Genomic DNA, 25,427 nt, shown 5'->3' on the forward strand with positions numbered 1-25,427 from the left:
TCCGTCTTGTTCTATCTGATTTCAGGTAATCAGGATTTGTACAAGAAATGCGATGCTATTTATGATTTCAAGAGGCATCAAATACATCTATGTCTCACAGAAGGTTCAACAGACTTCTCATCGGGAAGTACAGCCTTGATCCGTTTAGGTTTCAACCTATACAACGGATACGAAGATGGAGAAACATCACCATATCATTTGTTTTATCGCTTAGATGAACCCAATAGAATTCTTGCAATGAGTGCAATAAACATGCGATTTTCAATCTACTAACACCAAAGGGGCTATGTCTAGCCCCTTTGGTAATTCACTTGACAGGAATATGAGCAAGTGAGTGTCAACTCGTAAGAGCAGACGAGAGACAGGTCAGGATAGCATTAACAATTTAGATCACTTAACAAATTCAATATCAATCCACCCATCACCATTGGTGCAGGACTTGCCCACATGTATTAATGAACTTAACTGCATAATTTCAATAAAAGGCGCAAAATCACCCTCAAAGCTACACGTTCCCATCAATCCGCCCATGCTTATTTTTTCGTTTTTATAAACAGAATACCGTTCAACCTTTGTCCACTTAAGATTACTCTCCAGACATCGAATCGCTTTTGATAATTCTATCATTTTAAGATGATCCATCTTCATATTTTTCTCATGATATAATTCATATAGCATTGTAACTCGTCTCAACGCATTTTTAAAATAAACTTCAAAAGAGATTTGATTGATCAGTTTGCCTTTAACTTGAATCCGAAGGGGTGTTTTTATTTTAAACGCGCATACATTGCCACTGACAATCAATGGATTTATCTCATCTACTCGATAACCATTATGACCATTTGAAATTTGAGACATATTAATCGTTTGATTTGAGACCACATCACGAATATTAGTCATTTTGAAATGAAAAGTTGTGTTTTTAAAAATAAAAGTCGTCATTTCCTTTGCAGCTATAATATAATAAGGCACATATTGTAAAGTGCTCTCCCCTATAAGTAACAGTTGAAATTTATAAATTCCGCCACGTTCTATTTTACATACATTTTGCATAACGGGTTTAATGACAAATGGATTTGGCAATTTATACGAACTCAGCTTTTGATCTGATTGCAACTGATTATTGATGCCATAAAACAATTTCACATATAAACAAGTTTTGTTAAAAGAACACGTTTCACAGATCTGAGAGCTCTCAACATTACAAAATAAAGCTCTCAACTGATTACCCAAAAGACCGCGAAGCATTGACCCATGATAATCATTTAACTGTGTATCTTGAAGTGCTGTGTATTCAAACTCATAGAGTGCTATTTTAAAATCACCAAACATGATTCCCCTCCAAATATAAATTATGGTATAATTAAAAAAAATATTGAGGTATGACCATGGGGAAAAGCAATTACCAAGACTTTATAAAAAATTATGATACGCTCCGAACGACACTGCGCACTTTCTTTGTATATGGGCACTATTCTCGTGAAGATTTTATCGAACAAGAAATTAGTAGTCGCAAATATGATAACGAACGCAGACGCCTTCAAGTTTTTTTGCCCCAAGAATATATTTTAGAAAAGTACATCAATCATAGAAAATACATTTCATTTTACTACGATTACTTTAAATGCTCTAATTATCTAACAGAAACCTACTATACCAAGAGTTACAAACCTATTGATATAACGTTATACATTCGAACCTTGCAAATATTAAATGCTAACCCTGAAGGTCTCAATCTTAATGAAATCCTTAATCAAATGCCCCCAGATGTTGATCTTCAAACAATTCGTCGAAAACTAAAACGCATGTCTGAATATGCGTATCTCAATTTAATAAAAGATTCATCAGAAATTCTTTACAAACTTCCGGATGACCCCTTTATACATCTAGAGATTTCTCAATTGATTCAACTGTTTCACTGTATTGAATTTTTTAGTAATACAATGCCATTATCCATGCCTGGGCATTTTCTTTTAAATACTTTGAAATTTTACATCAAATTTAATCGCAATTACAACATTGATTTTCAGTCCTCTTCACCCTTTATATTTAAGCATAATCATTTAAATATAATTTTAGAGAATGAGATTATGTATCTCTTATCTATCGCCATTGAAAAACATCAATCCGTAGAACTCAATTATAAAAGAGAAACACTCATCATTATACCCCTTAAAATAATCTCAGACCGATATAGTGGTAAAGTTTACACACACTGCACGATACTAGGTCAAAAAAGCGAAAGGCTCTTGCGACTGGACAAAATTAATAAAATCACACAAATAAAAGACTTGCCGACACAGATTTCTATTACCTCAGAAAATTTTTTAGGCAAAAGCTGGAGTACTTCTACAAAGTTTTCTCACCATGATACAATATCTGTACAAGCACTCTTTTTTATCAATTCTAAAACAGAAACCTACCTCCTCCGTAGGATTCGTAAAGAAGGTAAATGGGGCTCTCTAGAACAAATTAATCCATCAACCTATTTGTACCAAATTGAGGTTAATGATCCCAATGAGATGATTCCATGGTTTAAAAGTTTCTGTGAAAAAGTTGAGGTTCAAGAAAGCGATAAACATGACTTGAATTCTAAAATTAAAGCGGACTGGAGGTTGGCTCTTGAGAAATATAAATCTCTATAACATTTATAAAAATAAAATGTTTTCTGTTACAACATTTATCATTAATGACATTTTAAATCAAGGATCTTATACTAAAAAAGAATTGGAAGATTCACTTCAAAAGATGGGATTCAACGAGAATCTATTTTTTGATGATATTGTTGATTCCAAATCCGAAATTTTTGACTTAAATGATGGATTATATAGCCCAAAATCAAAAAAAATGGTCCCTATTATCCCCAGTCTCCAAGAAAAAGAATGGTTAAAAATGATCTTAACCGCCCCTGAAATAAAACTTTTTTTACCCGAGAATCTTATCAACACTTTAGATCAAGCTTTATCTGATTTTCCTGAAAATCTTAAGCTCAGCAATTTTGAGTTTAAGAGTACACACGAAACCGATGATCCTCTAAACTCCGTAGAATTTATAGAAACATTTCAAACGCTTTTAAAGGCCATCTTGGGCCAAAAAATCATTGGTTATGATTATGTTGCTCAAGACGGCACCTATTTCAAATCACAATCCTCTATACCTTATAAAATTGAATATTCAAAACTAAACGCAAAATTCAGATTGTTTATGTTCTCTCTTACGAATCACAAACCCGTTAAGGTCAATATCAGTCAATTAAAGACTTTATGGATTCAAGAGAATAATTTTGACTATTCAAAGGAAATCATTGAGGCAGAGGTTCTCTCCTGCAAATCACAATCTCCAATCATTCTGGAAATTGATAACATTTCATATATAATGGAAAGGTGTTTTTCAATGTTTTCCCATTATGAAAAAGAATCCTATTTTGATTCCCAAAAAAATAAGTTCATCATAGAATTGCAATACTATTTATTAGATGAAGCTGAACTCATTAAAGATATTTTATCTTTTGGAAGCCATATTCTAGTCATAGAACCTCAGCATATAAGAAAGAGAATAGTTGAACGAATTGAACAGTGCATGGGGTAGGAGATTTCCTAGCCCTTATTTTTATAAAGCTTCTAGAATCATTTCGTTTATTTTATCATAAATTGCAAATATTTCTTCTTTTAGTTTCCCCTTAAAAATATCTTTAAGGACAAATTCTATCCTTGAACACAATTTTTTAGAATTATCACCATAAACTGTGGCAATAGAATGTTCACTTGTTTCTGTCAGTGTATGTGCGGTCATATTTCTAATTTTAGAAATATTCTGCCATTTCTTTAATTCCGGAAATACCTCAGGATGATTTAAAGGTTTTTTGTATGTTTGCAAATATTCAACAAAACTGATCATCGATGCAAAATTCAAAGGTCTATCCCACAAAAATACGCCTAAGTTCATTTCTTTAAATTTCTCATCCAGATATGCACTGATCCCAGGTAATTCATTTTCAGATCGCTGTTGGTCAAATTTATAGATATCCTTCTTTTTAATTGCAATTTGGCTGATATTGATTCCAAATTTTTCTATCAATATATAGCGTGCGATTTCATCCGAAAGTGGTGAGAGTTTAAGCACAAAGCTGCTCATATCCTTTTTTTGCCTTTGAAGATTCATAATCAAATAATATTCAACGATCATTTTAACTTTTATATCATCAATTGGATAAAGCGCCTTTTTAAGGTTAAGTTTCTGGGCTATTTTCTCAGCCTCTTTACATTCGAAGTTGATCCTTAATCTTGCATGTTTTAAAAGAGATATCGCTTTTTCATAATTTTCGGCTTCAAAGAGATTGGAATTTTTAATCAAATATTTTTCAGCAGCATCATAATCGTATCCTTTTATAAGAGATTCGATCTGTGATTTGATAACAGTCTTTTTATATGACAATATTTGAAGCTCATGACATCTACTTGGACTTCCCTCAAGCACATCCAAATTCTCTCCCTCATAATAATCTTCAATAGGATCCACTTTGGGATCAAAGTGTAGATGCTTGTCTCTATTCGCAGATTTTTCTGGTGTTTTAACTTGAATAAGTCTGAATTTCATATTGAGATGTGAAACCAATAAACACGTAGAAGAAATCATTTGAAGCGTCCCAGAAGTCATATTCACCAAGATTTCACTTAAAGGATTCTCCTTCTCAATTAACCGAAAAATGTCAACTATATGTTTCGAAAAGATATCAAAATCACTAACATCCACAACATCATAAAAAAGGGATTCCACTATACAATCTGGATCAACTAAATGAACTGCTTTACTGTATATCCCAAATTCTCGCTCAATATCGCCCGTCTCTTTTGAAAAATAAGCATATACCTTTTGCGGTCGATAATGTCTTACAATATGAATCAGAGGCCCATCATGATAGCCTTTAATAGGATCAGTCATGCCAACAAAACTAAAAAGAATTCTCTCCATAATAACTCACTCCTTTATCTTTGTCGTATATTTATCTTGATATTCTTCAATCACTGGTAATTTTTTTGCATTTTTATGTTCTTCCAAAGATAAGTACACAAACCTTTGCTTCTCATTTAATTTTACTTTGTAAGTTTTCATGCCTATAAATTCTTGAATAGACAAAATATTTTCTATTTTTCTATTTGTTTTCTTTTCCAAATCTTTTTTGTATGCATTTGTAAACATAGCTTGTTCTGATTCTGAATAATTTCTCGTATAATCACTCAATCTACAAGCCTTGTATTTAAGTTCATCATCTTCAATATGAAGGGTTAATGACGATACTTTAAAACTGCCATAACCATAGGCTTTTGCAAATCCTATATTATATTCACAGTTAGGTTCTACCTTTATTGCCCAAAGTAGCAGACCAATCTCTTCTTGTGTTAATTGATTAAAATAAATCCGACCTTTGAATTGAGCATTTTTTTCTATTGGCTTAAACCGTGTTAAAAGGTTATCATTTTTCACTGTTGGACATAGATCCTGATCCGATTTCAGCCAGTATTGCTTATAACCTCGTAACCGATAATTATGATGATTATAAGTGGTTCCTTTAGCTTCATTTTGATGAAGATAGTATTTATAAAAAGTTGGCTTAGGGGTTCCCATCACAACAGAAATTTCTTTTTTTGATTCTTCTACATGCTCAGAAGTCAAATCACAGAAACTAACTCTTGATCGATAGCCAGATTCACGTGCTGAGTTTGAAAATCCAAAAATAGACTCTACGTAATCATAGCCTTCTTTGATCATGCCCAGATTTGGTATCCCTGCTTTTATAGGTTGATCATAAAAAAGCCTCAAATATTGCGTGAAACCAAAATAAAGCTTTCCATTGTATTGAATATAAAAACAAGGTTTAATTTTTCCTTTTTCAGGTAGTTCATAATAGGCTTTATCAATTTTATTCATTTTCAGAAATCCCTCATAGGAGAGAATATCATCACGACTGATTTCAATTGCTTCTTGATTATGATCTGCAGCATTCACCAGTGTATGTCTTGCCTTCCTTTGCATAAACCCAGAACAAAGTAACGCACTGTCCCCCTTATTAAAATCAATGTCTTTTACAGAGTTCCCATTTAATGAAAAACTTATATTCATTTTAAAATAGGCTTGATAATCATTATTTTTGTTAAAGTTTTTATAAAAGTATTCTTTATAATAGGTATTAAATGATTTAAAGTCATGGAATTCTGACATTTTCTTCCCTGGTTTGTACATAAACTGGATGTTTCTGTTGTTATTAGATAAAGCTCTTAATTGAGCTTCATGAATCGGATAAAAAGTTTTACCGTTTTGCTCAATTGCTGGTTGTATCCTATAGCCTCTTTCATCATGTAGGAGATACCCCGCTTTTACATGAGTCGCTACACTCACTTTGCCATCCAATTTTATGCCTAAAATGCGTTTATAATCTCCATTTAATGAAGACCGTGTAGCCAAATCTCTGTACGTCAACTTCCTATTTCCTTCTATGTCGTCTGAAATGTGAGACAAGCTCAAAATTTGACAATTTTGGCGAATAAGACCTCTAAAACTACTTCCAGGAATAATATATTGTCCTTGATGATTTTTCATCATTTCTTTATTATTATCCAATATAATGAGCGGTGCTGTCGTTGTTAATTCTAATGCCACATATCCATTTTGAAAGATGCCATTTCCCATACTATTATGTGCGGGGAGTTGATCTAAATATGCCGCTACAGCACCCAACTTTTCATCAAAGCGGACAAAATTGTAGGGTGATTTAACAGTGGCGTCAATCTCTTCTTTGCTTACTGCCTTGATACTGTTTTGATCTAGTCCTAACTTTTTCAACATATCTTGATCAAATAGGTTTCCCATTTTACTCATCATTCATCACCTCACGACGTCTACTAATTGCTGATAATCCATAAAGACTTGACCATCTTCATCTTTTACATAATACTTATTAACGACAATTGCCTTTCCTAGATGCTTAAATCTTGAATCGAGAATTTGCTCTTCAGTCATTAGAAAATTCTCGCCATCCCTTTTCGCATCAAATTCAAATGCATTTAAACCAGAATGATCTTTGTAAATTTGAATTTGATGCTTGGGTCCAAATACCCAGCCTTGAATTAAATATTCTAAACTAATTTCAGAAATAGACTCTATAGGTTCAAATATTATGCGATCAAAATAATACAGTAATACATATTGATATTTTTCTTCTCGATACACTTTATTGGCTATAAAAGTTTCCAAATTAAGACGCTTCATACTCTTCCCTCCTGTGTATTCAGTTTTTTTACATACTCAAGAGCATAAGTATTATCATTTTTTTCAAAATCAATCGCAATGGTATCATTATGTTTTATTACTTTACCAGAAAATCTACCTCTGCCTATAGCGTAACCGCTACCTAAAGTTAATGAGCCATCTGCTAAGTCCTTTAAAGCTAATAAAATTAAGCCCACAGCCTTGTTATTTTTATCTTTATCAGGAAGAGCATGCATGATGATTTTTAAATCACAGGTTCCTACAATTGGAAGTTCACTGACGAGTGCACCCTCCATAACGCCACCTGTAAATCGATCTATATGGATTCTATTGCTAATGATCTTGTCATTCACATTTTTCATGATAAGATCATCAAAGTAGACTCTACCAGCAGTTTGTATATCGTCATTATCCGAACCAAATAATTCATTCACAATTTCGGGGCAATGAAAATAAATTGAAAGTTTGTCACAATGCTGTCTAAAAACGCCTTTTAATGAGCTGCCAGGTATGATATACTTTCCTCGGCCATTTTTGATATTCATTCGATCCGGTTTTTCAGAATCATAATAACTGTTGCCTCCAATCAGCAACGGAGAGGCTGTGCATAAGCCTACAGAAAACACTTCATGTGAAACGGGCTGAAATTGATCAAACAACACCATATCCAATTTGTCAAATGGCAGTTCATTCTTGAGATATCCAATAAGCGATTTGGGATTTGTAAGCTCAATTTTTCTTTTTTTAACCTCATTAATCTTAAAAGCACCCGCACCAGATGTTTTCTTTGAACCGAATTTTATTAAGTTTTGTTGAATTGATGCAAGTCCTTGATTCACCATGGTCTCATAAAGTTCTATTTCTTCTTTTGAATCTGCTTCAATCTTTAACTGCCATTCAAATTCAATATTAGGCACAAGAAATGATTGTGTCATCAATTGCCCTCTATTATTTTTGACATCTACTATTCCCAAGGCCGAGTCAATTTTAACGTGTGTTCTGGATTCAGTTTGAAGGTATGCACCATGTGCATCTGAAATGGTAATTTTACTTTTACCAAAATCAGTTTCATCTTTTGAACTTCCAAACATTTTTTCAATAATATCACATTCGTATGTTTCACTTAATAGGGCTCTCAGACCACCAGCAATACTATTACCTTGTATCAATGGTTTTTGTGTTGTACTCTGTATTAAAAGATCACCATCGCCATCTTTGATGCTCAATATGGATGTGTTTTCCATCTTAATTTGATATTCAGATAACCACTTCATACGATTTGGCTCCTTTCTCTTCAATTCTCTTGAAATACAAGAGCTGTTCAAGATAATAAAGATTCCATTGGTAGATTTCTTCATCTCGTAGTTCATAGGAACAATCTCCGAGAATCACTCTATCTGGCAAAATATTCATTTCCCGAAAACACTCAAGTGAATTGCTTTTTAAAACAAAATCATTTATCGTTATGCCTTGCACAATTATGTGTTCAATAAATCTGCTCATTTTTTGGTTCTTATCAAGATTATTTGATTTATAAATATGTGCCTTCAAATCTTCAAAAGATTTAATGCCCTCTTGATATTGAGCAGCCTTCATTTGTGAAAAGATCATTTGCCACTGAGTCATTTTACTGTTCGTTAAAGGGATCGAACCCGATTTGTGAATTGACTTTTTTATTAAGATGTTTAATCTAGATAAGTAGATTGACTTAGATATATTTAACAAAACCCTCTGATCAGAACCAGACAGCTTATATTCAAGTTTCTGATCAGCCCATGGTTTCGTATTGTCCCCATAAAGTATTGACTGATAATTAAAATCAGATACGATTGCTACACGCCCAAAACCTTCGTGTACTCTTAATCCATAAGATGAATTTGTAAATTCATGTACTTTTGAAAGTTCTAATGTTCCAGTATATTCATATTTCACAACAGTTCCCATTTTCGCTCCAATAAATTGTGGTAATCGCCCACCAATTTTAGAATTGAATCCTGTAATAATTTTGGTTTCTGTTGCAATGCCACACAGGGTACAAGTTACGCCAAGTTTCTCACTGATAAACCCGTCACTGAACATTCCCGTATGGATTCCCATTTGATTTACATATATAAAATCTGACATATAATATACATAAAAATAGTGTTGATTCGATTTCAAGTAAAAATCTTCTGGATTATGCTCTAATATGTTGATTCCTTTTATTTTACAGTGACCATAGCCATTACCTCTTGATGCCCCTATAAATAAAGACATCTCCTTATGAAGAATGGATAAAATAATTTCCATAACTTCTTCTGAAGGTACCGCAATGTAACTTCTAAAACATTGTCCCTTTTCAATAGATTCAATCCTATACATTTCTGATTTTTTACCAGATTCGCGATTGGCTCTTTCTTTTGTTTTTATATGCAAAGATTCATTTTTATTTACTTTGACAGAATAGAGTGCAGTACCTTTATTTCCAATAAAATCGCCTGCGCTTATTCGAACTCTTTGCTCATCGCTGTGAGTTTCTTCACCTGATAAAATATTATAAATTTCAGCATTTTCTTGTATTCTCTGTTTTGCTTTATTCGTCGCAAAACACATTGGTGCCGGAAGCCCTCTTTTGCCTTCATTTATTTTATAGGCGTTAAAAAAAATGACGTCATTTGTAATTATTTTATTGAATACCACATCTTCAGAATACCTTTGATCCTCTAGAAGTTTATAAATCAAAGCGCCACGTATTGCCGAACCAGAAAGATAACTTAAGGAAGACAACATATCTTCTTGTCCAGCAAAATCACCAACAATAACGTTATCTATAAGTTCAATGTCTATTTCAATATATTGGGTCATAATCCTAGCCTCCTTTCTAGTATTTCAATACTACGCCTTGTAATGTTCTCATCATTCTTATAAAGGGTACACTCAACGCTTCCCTTTCCTCTGCTTCTCATTAAACCAATATTTTTAATAATACTTATTGAGGCTGCTAATAGACATTCTTCTAGCTCTGATAATGTCCGATTTATCTGCAATTTAGAAAAAAATTCTATTCCCGGTTCTATTGTTCTAACAGATCTTAAGCTGTTACTTTTTGCCACACCCTCTTCAATCTCAGTAAAATAGCGTTCATTTGTCAATGCGTATTTTACCTCTTGAAGATATAGAGTTTCTTCATTTATGGCAATTTGAATCGCATGGGTGACTGATTCGGATAAATTACCGTCTGAAATATTTAATATACCATATTCAGGGTTGTACACACCTTCCATTCCAAATAACGTGTACACCTGATTTTGATCATACTTTAACCATTGAAGAACATTTTCAAACGATTCTCTTAGATTCCCTTTTAGGGTTTTTCCTTTGATATAAGGTAATCCTATTTCATTGTAAATGATATCATTGTCTACACTACCGGGCACTGAGACTCCTGAGCCAATTACTGTCTCGGATAAAAGTTCAATTTTCATTACATATTGCATTCTATCCCTCCAACAATTTAAAAAAATCCATTACTTCAATAGCATCAAAACTTCTTGATGCGCCATCAATAAATTCATCTGCCATCATTTTGTCCTTGATGACATGATAAATCTCAAAATAGTCTTTTGTAGCATTTGTTCCTGTTTTCAAAGCATTTCTCAACGATTTTATTGTATTTCTAGAGGTCCTAGTTACATAATCAACTGTCCGTTTGGATTCGATAAATGATTCATATTTTGTCATAATGGATTCAACGGTTTCCGTATTGCTTAATACATAAGGTCTTTGATTCAATTTAATCGTTTTATCTTCATCCGTGACATATTCTAACTCGCGAATTTCCCAAATTGATTTGCTTATTTCTCCAAAAGAGACGTGCCAATCCAATGCAGAAGCGTCAATTTTATGAATTGCCAAAGATTTCTTAGCATTTTTGCACAATTGTTCTGCTAATTCATAGCCTCTAAAGAAGGGATACTTAGCTTTAATGATTGCAATACCTGCACAGGCAGTAAGATTTCCCCCCGTAGAATCTTTTTTTTGATAAAGTTTTTCTAAAAATATTCTAGAGCATTCAATTCCATAATCCCCTTCAGTTATAAAACAGATGTCATCACCTGCTAAAATTAACGGTCTGATTGGTAATTCAAATTTTTCATCAGTTCCCTTTTGTGCACTTTCTTTTAAATTTAATTTGAGAAGCTCAAGCATTTCTTTAAAAGCACTGATGTATGCACCTTCTACTGAAGTGCTAAACTGATTGAGTTCATTCAAATAGGTTTTATTAGATTGACTGTCCGAATTTTCAAACCGTTTTTTGATCTCTAAAACCCTCTGCCCCATATTATTTCCATCAATGTGAACAACTGCAATCATCTTTTTCATTGAATCTATTCTATCCTGAAGTTGGCTTTTATACTGACAATGCTCAGGAAGCAATCGATTGAAAAAATTTAAGGATTCATGATCAGATTCCATTTTTTGAGCAAACTCAATTTTCTTAGCAATTTCAGCACTGACAATTTCTCTTCCCATATATTTAAGGTAGTTTGCAGGCATTTTACTTTCTTTACAAACACGATTAACACCATAATCTACTTGAGAAAAAGCAAATCTACGATACGATTTTTTAAGAGACAATTTCTCAAATAGTGCATCTATTTTATGAATTATAAAGTCTTGCTTCTCATCGTAATCGACACAAGACATAAATAATTCTATTCCAGGATAGACCTGTAAAACATGTTTTGAATATGCTTCAATAAACGTCTCTGCCTGTTCAGTCGAATTAAATGAAAACAAACTTTTCCCACCACCTTTAAAGACCAAAAGACCTCCTAGGGCAGAAATATTAAGGCTCCCCTCTTTTTCAAACAATTCTTCAGTTATGTAACGAATTATCAGCGAAGCCCCGATATGATCCTTTAATTTTCTGCTTTTAAAAATATAATGCTGTTTTTTTGATACTTCCATTACCATTAATGCGCCCATCATAATCTCCTTATTTTAATTTTTTAATTTTAGCTTTTCTAAAAAAGATATCAAGTTTGTTTTAACATTTGAAGACTTTAATCCAAGAAGTTCTTCACTGTTAAAAGGTTGTTCACATAAAAGTGTCCACATACCACTTTCTAAGTGCTCTCCTACACTAAATGGGACCCCTTTATACTCAAAAAAGTTGATTTCCCAATTACATTCCATTGTGATTTCCATCTTCTTTTCAAATGTTTTTTTGACGAATTCTTCATAATCATCAATCCGAGCATCTTCCTTTTCAGTTAAATAGGTCACTTCAGTATAGATATGCCCCCCCTCTTCTATGAGTTTATTGAATGCTAATACATGATTATGCTTATAGCCATTATAAGTGTTTTGATAAACCTTAAAAATCATTTGATTTTTATCCCAATCTTCATTAGGCATTTGAGGTTTAAAATAAATTTCTTTAAAAGTTCTCTTCATAACTAAATTTGCGCCTTTATTTTTGAGTACCCCACACCAACTTTCAAAATTTTGATCGGTAGAGTTCACTTCGTAATAGTACTCTTTCTTTTTTTTGATATGTTGAATCTTTTGGATAATAAGTGGGCTGCCATTCTTGTAGCGTCTACCCATCGTTTTAATCAGTTGATCTCCTTTGGCAAAGGCTTCTTTTTGAGTATACTGATCTAACTTTATAGCATTGTTCACAAGTGTAAAACAAGGAAAATAATACCCATCAGAAGTCAGCATTCTTCCAGCTACCTGCTGACATGTATTACATCCCATTTTGCACGGACATTTTTGGAGTTCTATTATCAAATCTGTGTCTTTATATCTATAGACATTTCTTTTAATTTCATTTGAGATCAGATATAAATCATCAGGAAACATAGCTGCTATTGAATCTACTTCATAATAGTAATCATAGAGATAAATCAACTTGTCCGTAATAAGCAGTTCTAAAAACTTTAAAGTTTGAACTCGTTTTTCTATTGCAAAATCAAATATTTTTTGTATGTACTCTTTTGAATTGTTTATACCTTTTAATAAAACAAAATTTAGCTTCACTGGTATTTCTATTTCTACTGCTCTTTGAATATGCCCGACAACATGATTAAAAATACCCTTTTGACTTAATGAAATTATTTTTAAGTAAGTTTCCTCATCAACAGCATGCATGGAACAGTTGAACTTTATTTTACCTGGATAAGCTTTCATTGCATCTAATAACAGATCATCAATCATGGTCCCATTAGTTCCAATTGTGATTTCAGGCGTTTTACCCTCTGCTGCAAGTTTTTTAAGCAATGAAATTATAATTTTTTTTTCATAAAGAGGTTCTCCTCCTGTAAAGTTAAATTGTTCAAATCCATTTTGGATGCCCTCCAAAATCATCTCATACAATACATCCTCATCAATAACAGTTCTCTCTTTTGACATAACCGAACCTTCTTCATGGCAAAAAAAGCATTTATAATTACAGCGTTGAGTTAGGGAAATACGCCAACTTTTTTCAGATAACATGGAACCTCCTTATCATTGGTAAAAAAACAGCAAGATCTACTTTTCAAAATTTATTTTCAAGCCTCTCCTTAAAAATAAATATGTCAATTATATTCTACCATAATTTCAAAATACGGGTCCTCTTTTATAAAAAAAAAATCCCCCCCTCACCCTACACACACCAGAAGGGCTATCCGCAGCGCAAGCGAGGACTCTAGCCCGAAGGGTGTGTGTAGATTGTGGGGAGACCGTACATTTATCTATCTATTTTGTGTCGCTTTTTCCAGCGCAATCGCTTGTTCTTTGTAATTGCGCTCCACAATTGAATGCCAAATTTCAGCATTATCAATACCAATTCGCTCTGGTATAAAGACAGGATCTAACCCCATCTTCTTTTGCGCTTCATAATCTTTAAGGGTTGCAACGCCTGGTTTTGTAAGAAACAGGATGGCAATGATGTTAATCCATGCCATTAACCCCACACCGATATCTGCTAAGTTCCAAGCAAAGTCAGAAGTTCTTACGGACCCATAAAGTGCCATGACCACAATCGTAGCCTTGACAACGTTTTCAATCAATTTGAGGTTTTTACTGTTTTTGGCTAAGTAAGCGATATTGGAATCTGCATAATAAGCAAACGCCAGTAGCGTTGTAAATGCAAAGAAGAATAATGCAACTGCTATAAATGGCCCTCCAAATCCTGGAAATATCGTATCTATAGCCGCTTGTGTAAACGCAGGCCCCACCATCACATTCGGTAAGTTCTCAACGATAAAACCACCTGCTGGGTTTGCTACATTATAAGCGCCTGTCGATAAAATCATAAATGCCGTTGCACTACAAACAAAAAGTGTATCAATATAAACAGAAAACGCTTGAACGAGTCCTTGCTTAGCAGGATGCGAGACCTCTGCTGCCCCAGCCGCTTGCGCACCAGTCCCCTGACCCGCTTCATTGGAGTATACACCTCGTTTTACCCCCATCATAATCGCCATGCCGAAGACAGCACCAAAGACAGCATTTAAATTAAATGCGGAACTGATAATCAGCCAAAACATTTCTGGAATCATCTTGAAATTTATAAAAATCATCGCTAAAGCGACGATAATGTAACTAATCGCCATAAAAGGCACTGCTATTTCAGCAAATCTACCAATCCTTTTTACGCCACCAAAGATGACAATCGCATAGAGTACAGAAACAAATAGACCCGTGTACAACGGCGCAATGCCGAATGCATTTTTAGCAGAATCCGCTATATTAAAAGCTTGAACGCCAGGACCCGTAAAGCCACAGGCAATAACGGCTGATATTGCAAAAATAACGGCGAAAGCTTTATTCTTTAAACCCTTCTCAATGTAATAAGCAGGACCCCCTCTATAATCCCCTGCGATGTCTGCCTTCCATACCTGTGCCAAAGCAGACTCTATATAAGCTGAGCCAGCCCCTAGAAAGGCAATCGTCCACATCCAAAATATAGCCCCAGGACCGCCATAAAAAATTGCTGTTGCAACACCTGCAATATTCCCTGTGCCAACACGTCCACCTAAAGCCATTGCAAATCCTTGAAAAGAAGACACACCACTTTCAGAACTTTTACCACTCAATAATCCTCTAACCATGTCTTTAATCAATCGAATTTGAGGAAATCTTGTTAAAATCGAAAAATAGATACCTGCGCCTAGACACAGATAAATTAAAGGTTTACTCCATAAAATTCCAGCCACTTTGCATGATAATTCTAATAAGTCCATATTCTCCCCCTACATGATATTTTTTTTATTTACATTTTCATAATTTTACAGACTAACCTACAAATCACCCCCTGCTATAAAATTCATAACAACAAAAAAACCCTTTACCTATACGACTCTTACAGTATAGATAAGGGATTTCATGATGCTTCATTGTGCTTCAAGGGTTTATGAAATTTTTGATAATAAAACTAAATTTTCAATAAATTTATCGACATTTACTCTGCCACCCGTTTTCTTTTTACCCTTGATGAACTCCATTTCAAGCCAAATATCTTTATAATCGTATAATTTATTCGCGTATTTTAGAAAACAGTCATTGAGATTATCTTCAATTCCAATATGTGCTAAGTTTCTAAGTCCCACTAAAATAGCACGCCTTATTCTTTGTTTTACAATCTTTACGTTTTCATTAATTTGCAAACTGTAATCATTAACTGTAAAAGCACAACCCTTTTGTACTGCCAATTTACATTCACAAATCGCCATTAGATTCAAAGCACCTTTTTCGCCTAATATTGCAAGATCACTTAAAATTCTTTTAATGATCTCCAATTCATTATGACAAGTGTTCTGAATTTTATCTTGCTGCTGAGCCGTCTGATCGGATTCTTCTGAAATAAAAGCCTTTAAGACTTCAAACTTTTGAGTCAATGAAACCATTTCAACGACTGATTTAATCACACTTTCAACTTCAATTACATTGATGGGCTTTTGAATAAAAAACTCAATTCCAGAACTATAAACATCTTCTTTGAGCGTAACATCACTCACCTGAGAAATCATGATAAAGCGCACTTTTGAATTTTCTTTTGAAATCTTTTTAATGAGTGAATTTCCATCTAGTTTAGGCATGAGATAATCTACTAAAATGATATCCGGCATATCCTCTAAGATTTCTTCAAGGGCGCTAATGCTATCCATTTCATATCCAATAACAACACCAAGTTTATTTTTTTCAATAATGTGCTTCAAAATCAAACAGATATTAATCTCATCATCCACAATATAAAATCTCATAAAAGTCCCCCTTCTAATAAATCTTTAGGGATACTAATCATAAATTTAGTGCCTTTTTCAATTTTAGACTTCACAGAAATAGTGCCTTTAAATTGTTCCTCTACAATACTTTTTACAACACTAAGGCCAACACCGCGATTCATATCACCTGTTTTATTATTATATTTGGTTGTATAACCTGGGTTAAAAATATGACTCAAAACTTCAGGTTGAATCCCCTCTCCATTATCCTTTACCGACAGTAAAACCTTATAAGCCCGCAGTTCGCAGATAATTTCAACATAACCACCTGATTGATGCGTCATACTTTCTGTTGCATTTTGAATAAGATTTCCAAGCACAGACATCAAGAGAAAATGCGATTTAACATTAAAATCATCTTTTAAAGCGAGGTGAATTGCGATGTTCTTATTGTCACTTTGTAACTGCTCTTTTGTATTTGCCACAAGAATTTTCAAAATTTCACTTACAGACATTTCTTCAAGTTCCAATTGCTTTGGATATATTTGTTCGATCCCTTGTATAACCCGTAAATAATCTTTCTTAATTTCATGAATATCTTTTGCCACTTCTAAAAGAACTTCTTGAGTTTTCGGGTCTCCATGCGCTTCGTTTATGGCTTTATAAGCGCTAAAAGTGTATTGTGTTACTGATTCAATTCGATCCATATTTTTTTTCATATAATAAATTTCACTTTTGAAAGTTGAGGCCATAGAGAGCAAATTTCTATAACGCAATTCATGACTTTGTTCATTTAAAAAAGATTGATAATACTTTATTGAAATAATGAACACGGACAATATGAATACTCTCATGAAGGCAACCAAAACTAAGATACTAAATTCTTTATAAGTGATCGTTGTATAACCAACTCGAATAAGGATTTCAACAAAATTTGAACTCAAATCACAAAAAAACGATACCACAAGTAATCGATTAAAAGTTTTAAGCTGATTTTTCTGATACGCTAGATAGAAAACAATCCCGTAAACTACATAAAAAAACATCTCTGGCAGGACTAAGCAAAATGCATGGCTTACCTCATATTCGCTCAAAAGGATTATGCCTCTAATCAATGGCGATATAACAGCCACCGCTGCGCAGATATAATAAGATTTAATATCAAAATTTAGATAGAGTAAAAATGGCAATATCACAACTGCTAAGCTGATAATAAAGCCTTCCGTAAACATCGCTAAATGAAAAGTGGATGCAATCGACACGGCAAAGGCGCTTAATAGCATCCTTAAAATATTTTTTCTAGTCACTTTAGTCAACCTGTCTCATTGAATATATAAGCTTAAAGGCGTGTTCTGTTGCACTTTCATTTGAGAATAAAAAATGAGCAGCCCTATCCTCGTACCCTGTGTATTCTATCTGACAATCAAATTCAATCCCAGCCTCTGTAAAGTGAAAATCTTCAAAAGTGTGATCGTCTATTTGGCTTGCAATACGCTCTTGCAATTTAGAGAACAAAGTCATTTCATCTTGTGCACAAGCGAAAGCAAGAGAGGATAAAAGTAAATGTGCATCGTAAGAAGATAGAATTTGTTTAGGTTCATCGATCATAACCTCAAAGGAAACCCCTTTTACAACCCCGTTATCCATCAAATATACATATTGAGGCATTTCTAAATAACCATAGTCATAATAGATCGTCCCTTCTTCAGCAACTTTATCCACCCATTCCCCGTCCTTATTTAAAACTTTATTGCCGAAACTCATCCCAAAATAGTGCGCATAGTAATTATGGTTTTCTATAAATTCCAGTTGGGTTAAATCGCCTCGATTAGGGGGCAGTAATTGACTCATCATCATTACAACCAAAAGTACAAATAGGGCAACGTTGACGCCGATATAGCCCATGCCCCGATACCACTTTGTATCCTTAATGGTATAAGCAATGTAGCGATCCCAAGGTTGTGCTTCTTTCTCTTGACACAGCTTGTAGCTCTTCCAAAGTCTTACAAGACTATAGATTGGGATATTATAACCCAATCCAGCCCCTATAACATGCCAAGTTCGATCAAACCCCGCCTTATAAGAAAGCTTTTGACCCTCAGAAGTCTCTATCCTAAGTCCAAATATAGCCTTCCCAAAAGTTGTTCCAAACCGATTCAGTAACAAAGGTTCTACAAAAATCATGATGCCAACCGCCACAAAAGTGTCAAATATATCCCACAGCGATCCTCTTCTGATCATACTCACATGAAGGACAAAGATTAATACCGCCATCCAAATTGAGCTGTATACAAAGATATCTGTTATCCTGGCAAAATACCTGCGCCATGGATGAAACACCTGAGACAATTCATCCTCATCTGCCTTCACATATCCGCTTTCTGGATAACCTCTGATCTGCTGCATAAGCTCAAGATACTTTTGTCCATCCAGTTCATCAAAAGTCATTTGATCCTCTTGTAGAGTACGACACACCTCAATTGCAGGCATAACGGCTTGAGTTTCACTTTTTAAAATTTCTATTTGAGTTGAAAGGGTTTCCATCAACCCCTTATTGCCATATCTAAGTGCCTTGATCTCATCAAGAGAGATATGTAAACTGCGGAGCAATTTTATACGCAATAAAATTTGCAATTCTTCTTCTAAATAATACCGATCTCCATTGTCTAATTTCTTAGGGGTAATCAGACCTTCGCTTTCATAAAAACGTATATTAGCCTGATCCATACCCGTTTGCAGTTCAATGTCTTTTAGTGTCATGGTGGTCTTCCTCCTCTGCATTTTAGAACTTATTTTTTTAGAATATAATCTATAAACCCTTGTTGGATACGCTCGCCTTCATAAATTCTTTCAATAACACGTCTTTCTTTTAAAACAAACGTCATATCTTCAAAATACGGCTCTGCCTCATCATAATCAAAATAGGCATGAATAACGGGTTCGTCATCCATTTGCTCATATTGATGATCCCCTAAATCAGGGCCTTCACCACATCTAAAATCATCCACAGATAAAAAATTAACGAACATCAGCCCTCCCGGTTTCAATACGCGTTTCATTTCTTGAATTGCTTTTTTGATCTGTACTTTTTTCATATGGAAAATTGAATTATAAGAATAAACAAAATCAAATGAAGCATCCTCAAATTTCAGGTCTGTCATATCCCCTTCAATAATATTTAAGCTCTGTTGATTTTGATGTCCATACGCATTCGCACTTTCAACTTGTTCTGACTCTAAATCAATGCCAATGGTTTTATAACCGTAAGCATAAAACAAACTAAGTGGCGGTCTACAACCTCCAGCACCACAGTCTAAAATGGTTTTAGTTTCTGATTCAGGCACAGCGTTCTCACAATACTGTAAAAATCGATACAACGGAATTTGATTGAAAATTTCTAAATTCATTTGCTGTCCTCCCTGATTTTATGTTTACAATACAAGCGCTCTTTACATACTGTTATCTTACTATAATTCAGCCGCAAAGTATAGAATTGGGGTATAAAAATCGTTTGTCAGATAAAATAAACCCTTTTTTAAAGTATGCACAAAGTCATTTTTTTGATATGATAGGCATGGTTAAGTTATAAGGAGTGTGTATGATCAAAAAAATCATTATGTTCTCACTCGCGAGCATCATCGTCTTTTTGCTCGTGAATAGTTATTATACAGTTGAATACGGCGTCAGCATTTATAGCTATTATTTCGATGGTCAGAACCTCACGGATGAAGAATTGACCTATTTAAAAGAAAAAGGCGTCCTCAACTACGGCGCCGACTACAACGCACCCCCTTTAAAAAGCGTCAACGATGCATCAGGGCAGTACGAAGGCGTTATCATTGACTATCTAAACGCTCTATCCCTTGAAATTGGTGTCAATATCAAAACGCATCCCATGCTCTGGCATGAAGCCCTAGATGCTCTAAAAGAAGGCACCATAGATATTTGTGACATGCATCCGTCAAAAGCGCGTTCTGAATATTTCGATTTCACCATCCCGGTGTATCATCAAAGTGGCTCCGTCCTAGTCAACCGCTCTCAAGATAAAATCCATACTTTAGATGAGCTAGAGGGTACGACGATAGCCGCCATAAAAGACGATTATGTCATCGAGCATGTCAAAGCAACTTATAAAAACGTCACGATTTGTGAATACAACGATTTAAAGCAGGCAGTAGAAGCGCTCACGCTTGGCAAAGTAGATGCAGTTCTAGGCGAAGAATCCGTATTACACTACCATATTGTAAATGAAAATCTCGCGAACCGTTTTAAAATGCTTGACGCTTCACTCTATGAAAGAGAAGCCGTTTTCGGCGTGCCAAAGGGTAATGCGCTACTCCTGAGCATTCTCAACAAAAGTATAAAGCGCCTTGAACGCAAACAAACCATGACGCTGATCAGCAAAAAATGGTCTCCCCTAATTACAAAAGATGACAGTTCAAAGTCCATCACGAAACTTATACAATACGCCTTGTTGATTATACTTTTAATCAGCTTGTTCTTTTACTTATGGAACTCTGAGCTCAAAATAGAAGTTTCTCGTCAAACTTATGCACTGCGGCAATCGAATAATATTCTCGAAACCACTTTTAACGGCCTTACGAATCATTTGTTACTTCTTGTGGATGAAAACTGCCATGTGGTAGAAACCAACCACACCTTTTGTCAGTTTATTGGCTTAAAACGCCAAGACGTCATTGGCAAGCACTGTCACGCGATAGAGGGGCTTCTCGGTACAGTTTGCACAGATTGCCCTGTTAAAACCTGTTTAGAAACCCAAGAGATCAACCGGCGTGAAGTCCAGTTTCAAAACCGCTTGTTTGCTGTACAGGCGTATCCACTTGAGCCAGATATGAAGCATTTCAATAGTATCCTGCTCATGTTCGAGGACATTACCGAACTGAAACTCAGCGAACAACAATTGCGTCAATCCAGTAAAATGGCCGCTATAGGTCAGCTCTCAGCTGGTATTGCTCATGAAATAAGAACGCCACTTGGCATCATCCGAAATTCAGCATATTTGCTAAAAAAAATGTCGACTGATGAAAAGGCGCTTAAATCTGTAGAAACGATTGAAAATGCCACTACTCGTGCCAATAAAATCATAGATAACTTATTGAACTTTTCAAGGATTTCCGATTATGAGCGCATGACCTTAAACATCAAAGCCTTTATTTCAGATCTCCTAAAGCTTAATGAAAAAGTCTTTAAAGACCAAAATATTAAGGTCGTTTTAAAGGTTCCCTTTGAACTTGAAAGTTCACTTTATCCAGAACCCCTAAAGCACATACTCATCAATCTCATTGATAACGCTAAAGATGCCATGGCAGAGGGTGGCGATGGTGGCACACTTACCATAGTCGCTGAATCCCTTTCGCCTTTTCTAATCATCACGATTAAAGATACAGGTCTTGGTATTGCGCCTGAACACCTCGATACGATTTTCGATCCTTTTTTTACCACGAAACCACAGGGCAAAGGCACGGGTCTTGGTCTCTACATCGCCTATAATGAAGCCAAAAAAATCGGCGGCCACATAAGTGTCGATGAAACGAGTGGCTCTGGCACTTGTTTCAAACTGACTCTAAATACGGAACAAAAGGAGATTGCTCATGAATCATCCCATCCTGATCGTTGAAGATGAAAAAGATTACGCACTAGGCTTAAAAGAAATATTAGAGCTGGAAGGTTACCTTGTCACAGTCTCCTATTCTGCAGAAGAAGCACTGGTACAACTCTCTAAAAATTTATACGACCTCGTCCTCACTGACCTCATGCTTGGAAAAACAGATGGGATCACATTACTTGAAGCCATTAAAGAGAATCACTACGGGACAAAAGTCATCTTGATGACTGCGTATGCCACCGTTGAAAATGCCGTTCAAGCAATGAAAATAGGCGCTTCTTCTTATTATGTCAAAGGCAATCCTATAGAATCGCTCATCGATGAAATCAAGACGATTTTAAAGGCGGGTCACGTGATAAATTCAGTCTATAACCCGATGATCAAAACGCTTAACAAAGACTACCAAAGTGCGATCAACATGGCGATCAAAGCTGCTAAAACACCTGTTAACATTTTACTCATCGGTGAATCTGGGTCCGGTAAAGAAGTCTTTGCCAACCTCATTCATAACGAAAGCGAAAGGGCTGGTAAGCCTTTTGTTGCCGTGAACTGTCAAGCGCTTTCAGAAAGTGTTTTAGAATCGGAACTCTTCGGCCATAAAAAAGGTGCCTATACAGGTGCCACAGAAGAACGCATTGGTCGCTTCGAAGCTGCTGACGGCGGTACACTCTTCTTAGATGAAATCGCCGATCTGCCACTTTCCATCCAAGTTAAACTTTTAAGAGTTGTCGAAACAAGGTCCATCGAAAGACTGGGCAGCAATACGAACAGACCTGTGGACTTTAGATTGATCACCGCTACCAACCGTTCACTTAAAGACATGGTGGAAAGAGGGCGTTTCAGAGAGGACTTTTACTACAGAATCAACACGGTTGAGATCGCCATTCCCCCACTTAGACAGCGCAAGGAAGACATCCGTCCCCTTGCAGAACACTTTGTCAAAATTGCATCTGAGCAAATGCAAAAACCCGTACACACCATCACAGATGAAGTCTGGGAACACCTCCTTGCCTATGATTTTAAAGGCAATGTGAGAGAACTCAAAAATATCATGGAAAGACTTGTCGTCTTCAGCGATGAAGAAATCATCAATGCAGAGCATCTCTTTTTAAAAAATGATGTTCTGACCCCCAATGTTGATGACCAGCCCCTCAAAGATTTCAGAAACGCCCTTGAGAAGCGCTATATTACCTCGCTCCTTGAAAAAAATCAATTCAATGTCACTAAAACAGCTGAAATCCTTAAAATTACACGAAGACAGCTTCAAAATAAAATCAAGATTTTTGAAATCGAAAAAAAGTAATCCTGCGAATATTTTTTCCACCAAGCGCGAATTTAATTTCGCGCTTTTTTATTATCAAGAAAAGTTTCCCTCTAAAATCGCCTTATAGCATTTGATATATATTTAACAACCATAAATTGAATTTTATTTTATCTAGCATGTCAATAATCAGAATTTTTAAATTATATTAGGGCTCATTCCGTTCACACTTTCTCATCTGAATTATTGAAATTTGGTCTTTTTCAAAGCACATTTTAATGATTTCCAATCCGTAACAACTGTTTCGTTTTAGTCTTATTTCTATCTGAAATAAATGACAATTCAACCTATTTTCGTGTTATTTTATTAACAGCAAACTGCTGTGCGAAGCTTTTTTCTTCTGTCTTACCGTGTTGGCATATGTTTTGCTCTATTATAAGGCAACTATAATAGGGAGGTATTTCATGAAGCGACAAACGAAAGATTCAATTGTACTTGGGGCAGCACTTTTTGCAATGTTTTTTGGTGCTGGCAATTTAATTTTCCCACCTGCTATCGGTTTAACCAGTGGCAATCAATGGTTATTCAGTTTACTTGGCTTTTTTATTACGGGTATCTGTTTACCGGTTCTTGGGGTCTTAGCTGTCTCTAAAGCGGGTGGAACGATTAGCGAACTGGCCTTAAAAGTTGGGCCAAAATTCGCAGTTGTATTTGGTTCTATAGTGGTACTAGCGATTGGACCACTTTTAGCAATTCCAAGAACAGGCGCAACTGTGTATGAAATTGGCGTGGCACCACTGGGTTCCGTTAATCCGCTTTTGGTCTCTATAATTTATTTTTCAGTGACCCTCTTCTTCGTGATCAAACCGTCTGGTATTATCGACAAGATCGGCAAAATATTGACACCCATACTTTTAGTTGTTATTGGCACCATCATTGTGGGGGGCATACTTCATCCTGTTGCACAGCCAGTTGCATCTAAGCTTGAAAACGCTTTTTCTTACGGATTTCTGCAAGGATACCAGACCATGGACACACTTGTAGCGATTGTTGTAGGTGGTATTATTCTCTCTTCATTAGTTGAGAAAGGTTACACGGATTCTAAAAGACAATTTAGAATGACCACAATAGCAGGGCTTATGTCAGGCACAATTCTCCTTTTGATTTACGGAGGTCTCATGTACTTAGGTGCAACCATTAGCACAAGTGTCACGCCAGAGATCAGCAGAACCGCACTTATTTTAAAAATTACTCAAGCTGCGTTAGGACCGAATAGTCTTCTAGTAATTTCAGTTGCCGTATCAGCAGCTTGTCTGACAACTTCAATCGGTTTGACCGCTATTGCGGGTGATTTTTTTGAACACGTGTCAGGAGGCAAAATACCTTACAAAGCTACCGTTATCTTCGTCTGTATCTTTAGTACTGTGATGAGTGTTGTGGGTGTGGATACGATCGTAGAAATTGCAGTACCACTTTTAGTCTTTGTCTATCCGATTGCTATGGTGCTGATTGTGTTCAATCTGCTCGACCGCTTTTTACCTTATGCGGCAATGCACAAAGGCGCTGTTTGGGGCGCTGGTTTAGTAGGTGCCGTCGATGCGTTTAAAGCATTAAATTTAGGTTTTATCAATACGCTACTCGAACCCGTCTATAAGATTGTAGAATACTTGCCACTTGCAAAGTACGGCTTCGCTTGGCTTCTTCCAGCACTCACCTTTTCACTCGCATTTGGGTTACTAGGAGAATACATTATGCCACGGCTATCGCATGAAAAAAATGTAGAGTATTTTAGGAAAAGTGAATGCGAAAATGCAGAAGGAATAAATGGTAATAATTACAAAAAGGAATTAGAGAAGTAATGTCGAATTCAATACTAGAGGAAAAAAACTCTGGAGGAGAATTCATATGGACAAAACAATGTTTAAAAGTGCATTTGAAAATGTAAGCGATTTTAGACAAGAGTGGAAAGTAAAACATAAGCTGATAGAAATAATCTTTACAACAGTGATTGCAACGATTGCAAATGCGAATACCTGGATAGAAGTAGAATCCTTTGTAGAGGCAAAAAAAGAATGGT

General features: G+C 35.3%; 21 protein-coding genes. 7 read left to right on the plus strand and 14 right to left on the minus strand.

The window, feature by feature from the left end; translation table 11 throughout:
• On the plus strand, positions 1–273 hold a 273-nt coding region (locus tag F3D3_RS24485), incomplete at its 5' end, for a DUF6075 family protein (protein WP_242877191.1).
• A 117-nt stretch (positions 274–390) separates the two neighbouring features.
• Here the strand turns inward: F3D3_RS24485 and cas6 are convergent.
• Positions 391–1,332, minus strand: coding sequence for a CRISPR system precrRNA processing endoribonuclease RAMP protein Cas6 (gene cas6 / locus F3D3_RS22400; RefSeq protein WP_069876668.1), 942 nt, complete (start codon positions 1,330–1,332; stop codon positions 391–393).
• Between the two features lie 56 nt (positions 1,333–1,388).
• Here cas6 and F3D3_RS22405 point away from each other — a divergent pair, with 56 nt between their 5' ends.
• Both F3D3_RS22405 and F3D3_RS22410 read left to right on the plus strand, forming a co-directional pair.
• Positions 1,389–2,645 (plus strand): WYL domain-containing protein, encoded by a 1,257-nt coding sequence (locus F3D3_RS22405; RefSeq protein ID WP_069876669.1) that lies wholly within the window; start codon positions 1,389–1,391, stop codon positions 2,643–2,645.
• On the plus strand, positions 2,623–3,588 hold the full coding sequence (locus tag F3D3_RS22410; RefSeq protein ID WP_069876670.1) for a WYL domain-containing protein: 966 nt from the start codon (positions 2,623–2,625) through the stop codon (positions 3,586–3,588). Before F3D3_RS22405 ends, F3D3_RS22410 begins: the two co-directional genes overlap by 23 nt.
• A 21-nt stretch (positions 3,589–3,609) precedes the next feature.
• Here F3D3_RS22410 and F3D3_RS22415 read toward each other — a convergent pair whose 3' ends face one another.
• From F3D3_RS22415 to F3D3_RS22475, 13 genes are all read right to left on the minus strand, one after another.
• Positions 3,610–4,971: a hypothetical protein gene (locus F3D3_RS22415; RefSeq protein ID WP_069876671.1), complete on the minus strand. Its 1,362-nt coding sequence runs from the start codon at positions 4,969–4,971 to the stop codon at positions 3,610–3,612.
• Between the two features lie 6 nt (positions 4,972–4,977).
• Positions 4,978–6,879 (minus strand): TIGR03986 family CRISPR-associated RAMP protein, encoded by a 1,902-nt coding sequence (locus F3D3_RS22420; protein WP_069876672.1) that lies wholly within the window; start codon positions 6,877–6,879, stop codon positions 4,978–4,980.
• A 3-nt stretch (positions 6,880–6,882) separates the two neighbouring features.
• Positions 6,883–7,266, minus strand: a complete 384-nt coding sequence (locus F3D3_RS22425) for a hypothetical protein (RefSeq protein ID WP_069876673.1) — start codon at positions 7,264–7,266, stop codon at positions 6,883–6,885.
• Positions 7,263–8,540: an RAMP superfamily CRISPR-associated protein gene (locus tag F3D3_RS22430; protein WP_069876674.1), complete on the minus strand. Its 1,278-nt coding sequence runs from the start codon at positions 8,538–8,540 to the stop codon at positions 7,263–7,265. Before F3D3_RS22430 ends, F3D3_RS22425 begins: the two co-directional genes overlap by 4 nt.
• Positions 8,524–10,110 (minus strand): hypothetical protein, encoded by a 1,587-nt coding sequence (locus F3D3_RS24810; RefSeq protein ID WP_069876675.1) that lies wholly within the window; start codon positions 10,108–10,110, stop codon positions 8,524–8,526. Before F3D3_RS24810 ends, F3D3_RS22430 begins: the two co-directional genes overlap by 17 nt.
• The gene (locus F3D3_RS22440; RefSeq protein ID WP_069876676.1) at positions 10,107–10,742 is read right to left on the minus strand and encodes an RAMP superfamily CRISPR-associated protein; all 636 of its coding nucleotides are present in this window, start codon (positions 10,740–10,742) and stop codon (positions 10,107–10,109) included. Before F3D3_RS22440 ends, F3D3_RS24810 begins: the two co-directional genes overlap by 4 nt.
• Before the next feature lies 1 nt (position 10,743).
• Positions 10,744–12,234, minus strand: a complete 1,491-nt coding sequence (locus F3D3_RS22445; RefSeq protein ID WP_069876677.1) for a hypothetical protein — start codon at positions 12,232–12,234, stop codon at positions 10,744–10,746.
• Between the two features lie 15 nt (positions 12,235–12,249).
• Positions 12,250–13,749, minus strand: coding sequence for a radical SAM protein (locus F3D3_RS22450; protein WP_069876678.1), 1,500 nt, complete (start codon positions 13,747–13,749; stop codon positions 12,250–12,252).
• 239 nt (positions 13,750–13,988) lie between these two features.
• Positions 13,989–15,482, minus strand: coding sequence for a sodium:alanine symporter family protein (locus F3D3_RS22455; RefSeq protein WP_069876679.1), 1,494 nt, complete (start codon positions 15,480–15,482; stop codon positions 13,989–13,991).
• Between the two features lie 168 nt (positions 15,483–15,650).
• Positions 15,651–16,502 carry a DNA-binding domain-containing protein gene (locus tag F3D3_RS22460; RefSeq protein ID WP_069876680.1) on the minus strand — a complete coding sequence of 284 codons (852 nt, stop codon included), beginning with the start codon at positions 16,500–16,502 and terminating at the stop codon, positions 15,651–15,653.
• Entirely contained in the window at positions 16,499–17,770 is a 1,272-nt protein-coding gene (locus F3D3_RS22465) for a sensor histidine kinase (protein ID WP_139132186.1), read from the minus strand. Before F3D3_RS22465 ends, F3D3_RS22460 begins: the two co-directional genes overlap by 4 nt.
• A gap of 1 nt (position 17,771) precedes the next feature.
• Positions 17,772–19,223, minus strand: a complete 1,452-nt coding sequence (locus tag F3D3_RS22470) for a MerR family transcriptional regulator (protein WP_069876682.1) — start codon at positions 19,221–19,223, stop codon at positions 17,772–17,774.
• Between the two features lie 29 nt (positions 19,224–19,252).
• Positions 19,253–19,870, minus strand: a complete 618-nt coding sequence (locus tag F3D3_RS22475) for a class I SAM-dependent methyltransferase (protein ID WP_069876683.1) — start codon at positions 19,868–19,870, stop codon at positions 19,253–19,255.
• Positions 19,871–20,061: 191 nt separating this feature from the next.
• Here F3D3_RS22475 and F3D3_RS22480 point away from each other — a divergent pair, with 191 nt between their 5' ends.
• From F3D3_RS22480 to F3D3_RS25305, 4 genes are all read left to right on the plus strand, one after another.
• Complete coding sequence (locus F3D3_RS22480; RefSeq protein WP_069876684.1) at positions 20,062–22,101, plus strand: transporter substrate-binding domain-containing protein; 2,040 nt, start codon at positions 20,062–20,064, stop codon at positions 22,099–22,101.
• A complete protein-coding gene (locus F3D3_RS22485) occupies positions 22,076–23,392 on the plus strand; it encodes a sigma-54 dependent transcriptional regulator (protein WP_069876685.1) in 1,317 nt (438 codons plus the stop codon). Before F3D3_RS22480 ends, F3D3_RS22485 begins: the two co-directional genes overlap by 26 nt.
• A 422-nt stretch (positions 23,393–23,814) precedes the next feature.
• Positions 23,815–25,209, plus strand: a complete 1,395-nt coding sequence (brnQ, locus tag F3D3_RS22490) for a branched-chain amino acid transport system II carrier protein (protein WP_069876686.1) — start codon at positions 23,815–23,817, stop codon at positions 25,207–25,209.
• 58 nt (positions 25,210–25,267) lie between these two features.
• Positions 25,268–25,427 (plus strand): transposase family protein (locus F3D3_RS25305; RefSeq protein ID WP_374700102.1); only part of this gene is annotated, 160 nt, incomplete at its 3' end.

The sequence above is a fragment of the Fusibacter sp. 3D3 genome, assembly GCF_001748365.1.
Taxonomy (GTDB): domain Bacteria; phylum Bacillota; class Clostridia; order Peptostreptococcales; family Acidaminobacteraceae; genus Fusibacter_A.

What these genes read in the sequence shown, in the direction of transcription:
- F3D3_RS22455 (WP_069876679.1), bottom strand. Translation starts at nt 15,482, where the DNA reads ATGGACTTATTAGAATTATCATGCAAAGTGGCTGGAATTTTATGGAGT.
- F3D3_RS22420 (WP_069876672.1), bottom strand. Translation starts at nt 6,879, where the DNA reads ATGATGAGTAAAATGGGAAACCTATTTGATCAAGATATGTTGAAAAAG.
- F3D3_RS22415 (WP_069876671.1), bottom strand. Translation starts at nt 4,971, where the DNA reads ATGGAGAGAATTCTTTTTAGTTTTGTTGGCATGACTGATCCTATTAAA.
- F3D3_RS22425 (WP_069876673.1), bottom strand. Translation starts at nt 7,266, where the DNA reads ATGAAGCGTCTTAATTTGGAAACTTTTATAGCCAATAAAGTGTATCGA.
- F3D3_RS22405 (WP_069876669.1), top strand. Translation starts at nt 1,389, where the DNA reads ATGGGGAAAAGCAATTACCAAGACTTTATAAAAAATTATGATACGCTC.
- brnQ (WP_069876686.1), top strand. Translation starts at nt 23,815, where the DNA reads ATGAAGCGACAAACGAAAGATTCAATTGTACTTGGGGCAGCACTTTTT.
- F3D3_RS22485 (WP_069876685.1), top strand. Translation starts at nt 22,076, where the DNA reads ATGAATCATCCCATCCTGATCGTTGAAGATGAAAAAGATTACGCACTA.
- F3D3_RS22470 (WP_069876682.1), bottom strand. Translation starts at nt 19,223, where the DNA reads ATGACACTAAAAGACATTGAACTGCAAACGGGTATGGATCAGGCTAAT.
- F3D3_RS22440 (WP_069876676.1), bottom strand. Translation starts at nt 10,742, where the DNA reads ATGCAATATGTAATGAAAATTGAACTTTTATCCGAGACAGTAATTGGC.
- F3D3_RS22430 (WP_069876674.1), bottom strand. Translation starts at nt 8,540, where the DNA reads ATGAAGTGGTTATCTGAATATCAAATTAAGATGGAAAACACATCCATA.
- F3D3_RS24810 (WP_069876675.1), bottom strand. Translation starts at nt 10,110, where the DNA reads ATGACCCAATATATTGAAATAGACATTGAACTTATAGATAACGTTATT.
- F3D3_RS22460 (WP_069876680.1), bottom strand. Translation starts at nt 16,502, where the DNA reads ATGAGATTTTATATTGTGGATGATGAGATTAATATCTGTTTGATTTTG.
- cas6 (WP_069876668.1), bottom strand. Translation starts at nt 1,332, where the DNA reads ATGTTTGGTGATTTTAAAATAGCACTCTATGAGTTTGAATACACAGCA.
- F3D3_RS22450 (WP_069876678.1), bottom strand. Translation starts at nt 13,749, where the DNA reads ATGTTATCTGAAAAAAGTTGGCGTATTTCCCTAACTCAACGCTGTAAT.
- F3D3_RS22445 (WP_069876677.1), bottom strand. Translation starts at nt 12,234, where the DNA reads ATGGGCGCATTAATGGTAATGGAAGTATCAAAAAAACAGCATTATATT.
- F3D3_RS22480 (WP_069876684.1), top strand. Translation starts at nt 20,062, where the DNA reads ATGATCAAAAAAATCATTATGTTCTCACTCGCGAGCATCATCGTCTTT.
- F3D3_RS22475 (WP_069876683.1), bottom strand. Translation starts at nt 19,870, where the DNA reads ATGAATTTAGAAATTTTCAATCAAATTCCGTTGTATCGATTTTTACAG.